Source organism: Ilyobacter sp., from assembly GCF_041583315.1.
Lineage (GTDB): Bacteria > Fusobacteriota > Fusobacteriia > Fusobacteriales > Fusobacteriaceae > Ilyobacter.
The window spans coordinates 1-3,891 of sequence record NZ_JBFHGC010000266.1 but is presented as its reverse complement, the minus strand read 5'-3'; the positions used below and the strand labels follow the sequence as shown (position 1 = coordinate 3,891).

The window sequence follows — 3,891 nt, the reverse complement described above, 5'->3', positions numbered from 1 at the left end:
CCAAAGGATATTGAAGAGGAAAAATTTATTACAGAAAGAGAAGATTTTTCCAAAGAACTGAGTTATGTAAAAAAAAATAAGGAATCATATGCAGGAAATCCTTATTTAGACAGAGATAACGACTTCTCTTTCAATATTCTAGAGCCTGTTGTAGTGAATGATGAGATTGTGGGAATAATCTTAGGAAAGATAAAAGTAATGAATATGTATGAACTTCTGGTGAAGCCTGTAAAGGCAGGAAAGTTTGGATATGCCATGGTCAAAGACAAAGACGGCGTGATCCTCATGCATCCTGTGAAGGAGCAGGTGGGATATGATGTGGTAAAGTCCAGGATGGAAAAATATCCCGGATTAGATTATGATGATCTGGAAAAACTTTTGGAAAAGCAGATGCTGGGACAGGAAGGCTCTTACATATATCATTCCTACTGGTGGCCTCAGGACAAATTAAAAAAAGTAAAAAAATTAAACGCCTTTTCACCTGCACAAGTCTCGGAAGATTTTTGGATTGTTGCAGTTGTTATGTCTTATGATGAGACAAGTGAGCCCATTATAAATTATCTAATCAGTAATATTGTAGTCGCAGTAATAGTAATAATAATTTTTTCATGGGTAATCTTTCTGACTGTGAGAATGATAAAAAATAAAGAATCCTACGAGATGGAAACCAGATATCTGAAAGAGATAAATAAATCCACAGAGGAGCTGAGAAAGAACGAGATAGAGCTTCAACACAAGAGAAAACTTGAGACCATAGGAACTCTTACCGGGGGAATAGCCCATGAGTTTAATAATGTACTGACACCTATCATGGGATACTCGGAAATGATTTTGAGAAAGCTTGATCCTGAATTAGAAAGCTATGACTATGTGAAATCTATTTATAAAGCTTCTAAGAGGGCGCAAGAGATAATAGATCAGATAAGAGTCTTCAGTGGGGATAAAAATATAAAAATAAAATATGAAATAACATCCATAAATAAAGTTCTAGATGATGCATTGAAATTTGCAGAATCTACTTTACCGTCAAATATAAATATTTTAAAAGATATAAAAAATGATGGTGGGAATGTCTATGCCAGTGAAACTCAGCTTCATCAGGTGATTTTAAATCTGTGTACAAATGCTTATAATGCCATGAAAGGAAAACACAGTGGAGTGTTAAAAGTAAGTATAGAGGATGTCAAATATCAGGATTTAGAGGAGCTAGGTATCGGTGTAGCAGAAAAAAGAGATTATGTAAAAATATCCTTTGAAGACAACGGATGCGGTATGGATAGTGAGACTCTGGAAAAAATATTTGACCCATTTTTCACACAGAAACTGACAGAAAAAAGTAGTGGATTGGGGCTTTTTATTGTCTTAGGAATAATTACAAAACACGGAGGAACAATAAAAGTTAATAGTAAAAAAGGAGAAGGTTCTAGATTTGATGTCTATATTCCTAAGACGGATAAAAAACAAGTCGAGAACGATGAGTTTGAAGAGCATGAAAACCTAAAAGGCAGCGAGAAGATTCTCATTGTTGACAATGACAAGGCTATTGCAGAGATGCTGGAAACAGGTCTGAAAGACCTTGGGTATAAGGCAGCCAGTATGACAGATGGGATGGATATTCTGAGAAAATTTGATTATGTAAAGGATAATTTTCAAGTTATAATAACTGACTTTTCAATGCCGGAAATAAACGGAATACAGATTGCTAAAAAAATTAAAAGAAACAAGCCTGAAATAAAGGTAGTTTTGATAACTGCCCATTCAGAAGATCCGCTAGAAGAATATATACAAAATAAGACAATAGATGATTATCTGATAAAGCCTGTTTCTGCAGCCCAGGTAAGTAAAAGCATAAGAAAAATTGTGGATGCGGAGAAAAGTTAGGATTCTGATTACCAAACAAAAAGTTGAGTAAAAGATCTTTTTTAGAATTTCTTTCTTAAAAAACAATATAAAAATAAATGAAAAAAAGAACCAAGATGTTTTGTCTTGGTTCTTTTTTTTTTGAAAGATGTCACTTCTTAAAATATTTTAAAAAATACAATGAAATATTTTAAAAAATACCCTCTATACTATTCATAGGATCAAATGAAAGTGTTTGGAAATAAACTTTTGATGTCCATAATAGAATAAAAAAATAGAAAAGATAACTAGGGAGGAAAAATGTCAACAATAGCATTAAGTTCGGAAAAAGAAAAGGCTGGAATTAAGGTATTTGGTATGTCAATCCAACTATTCTTGCTTCCATTAGTAGCAGTATTATTAGTCCACTTTACAGACTCATTACCAAAGGGGCTTGCAGGAGCATTAATGTTTTCATTCGTATTTGGAACTGTTTTTGGAGAGATAGGAGACAGATTACCGATTTTTAAGGAATATATCGGTGGAGCACCAGTTCTTATATTCTTAGCAGCAGCCTTCTTTGTACACCAGGGATGGTTTACAGAAAGAGAGATCGGCGTTGTTACTGACTTCATGAAAAAATCTAGTTTCCTTTCACTGTATATTATAGTGCTGATGACGGGATCGATTTTCGCAGTTAATAGAAAGTTACTGTTAAAGTCTATAGTTGGTTATATACCGGCCATCTTAGTAGCGGTAATCGGAGCGTCAATCATGGGTATTCTAGGAGGATTCATGTTTGGAATTTCTCCTAAAGAGATAATGATGTTGTACGTACTGCCTACAATGGGTGGAGGAAACGGAGCAGGAGCAGTTCCGCTATCTGAAATATATGAAAAAGCAACTGGAAACTCAAAGGAAGCTTATTACTCATATGCTATAGCAGTATTAACTATATCTAATATTTGGGCAATAGTAGTGGCGGCAGTATTAAATAAATTAGGTAAAAAGTATCCTGCACTCTCAGGAGAGGGAGAGCTTGTAAGAGCTGGAAATCTTGAGTTGGAAGAGGATGAGAAAGTAGAAGTAACAGGTAGAGATATGGCTGTTGGTTTATTAATCGGACTTTCAGCTTATACGCTCGGTACTTTCTTAAACAAGAATGTAGCTATCCTTGCTGGAATTCATACATATGCATTAACAGTACTACTTTTAGTAGCTTTCAATGGTCTTGGAATTATTCCTCTATCAATAAAGCAAGGTGCTGGAAAGTTTCAAAAGTTCTTCTCAAAGCAGCTTACTTGGGTACTGATGGTAGGAGTTGGAATAGCGTATACTGACCTTGGAGAGATCATTGCAGCAATTACTCCTGGAAATGTTATCATTGCGTTAATGATCGTAATTGGAGCAACTGTAGGTGCAGGATTAATGGGTCACCTGGTAGGATTCTATGCTATCGAGTCTTCAATCACAGCAGGACTGTGTATGGCAAACAGAGGTGGATCTGGAGATATAGAAGTATTAGGAGCTTCTAACAGAATGAACCTTATATCATACGCACAGATTTCATCTAGATTAGGTGGAGGAATCATACTTGTAATAGCGAGTATAGTCTTTGGAATACTTGCATAACCCTCTTATAAAATAGTTCTTAAATCAAATTTCATAAATTCCCATCAAAAAAGTAAGACCGGAAATTTCCGGTCTTACTTTTTTATATAAAATGGAATTAATCTTCTACAGGGCGTATCTCAAATTTAGTGTTACCTTACCAATAACAAATAAAATTAGCTGCCCATTGGGGCAGCTTTTCTATTTAAATGGATTTAATTATTGTTTATATATAATTTTTAAGATTTATTCAGTTTTAATTTATACGCTGTTGTTCTTCCAATTCCGTGTTCTCTAAGTTCTTTTAAAGCTTCCTTCTGCATAATTCCCCTGGAGTTCCATCTTTTTATAATTTCCTCTACCTCAGGAATTATATCTATACTAGGTCTTCCCCATTCCCTGTTTTCACTTTTAAGCCTCTCTTTAGCTATATTTACCCCT

2 protein-coding genes and 1 pseudogene are annotated in these 3,891 nt (G+C 34.7%); 2 read left to right on the top strand and 1 reads right to left on the bottom strand.

Features of this window, described 5'->3' with window-relative positions:
* The coding region (locus ABZA26_RS09615) for an ATP-binding protein (protein WP_372714307.1) at positions 1-1,881 on the top strand (1,881 nt) is incomplete at its 5' end.
* Positions 1,882-2,160: 279 nt separating this feature from the next.
* Complete coding sequence (locus tag ABZA26_RS09610; RefSeq protein ID WP_372714306.1) at positions 2,161-3,471, top strand: 2-hydroxycarboxylate transporter family protein; 1,311 nt, start codon at positions 2,161-2,163, stop codon at positions 3,469-3,471.
* A 218-nt stretch (positions 3,472-3,689) separates the two neighbouring features.
* Here the strand turns inward: ABZA26_RS09610 and ABZA26_RS09605 are convergent.
* Positions 3,690-3,891 (bottom strand): annotated as a pseudogene (locus ABZA26_RS09605) (resolvase); the annotation flags it as partial.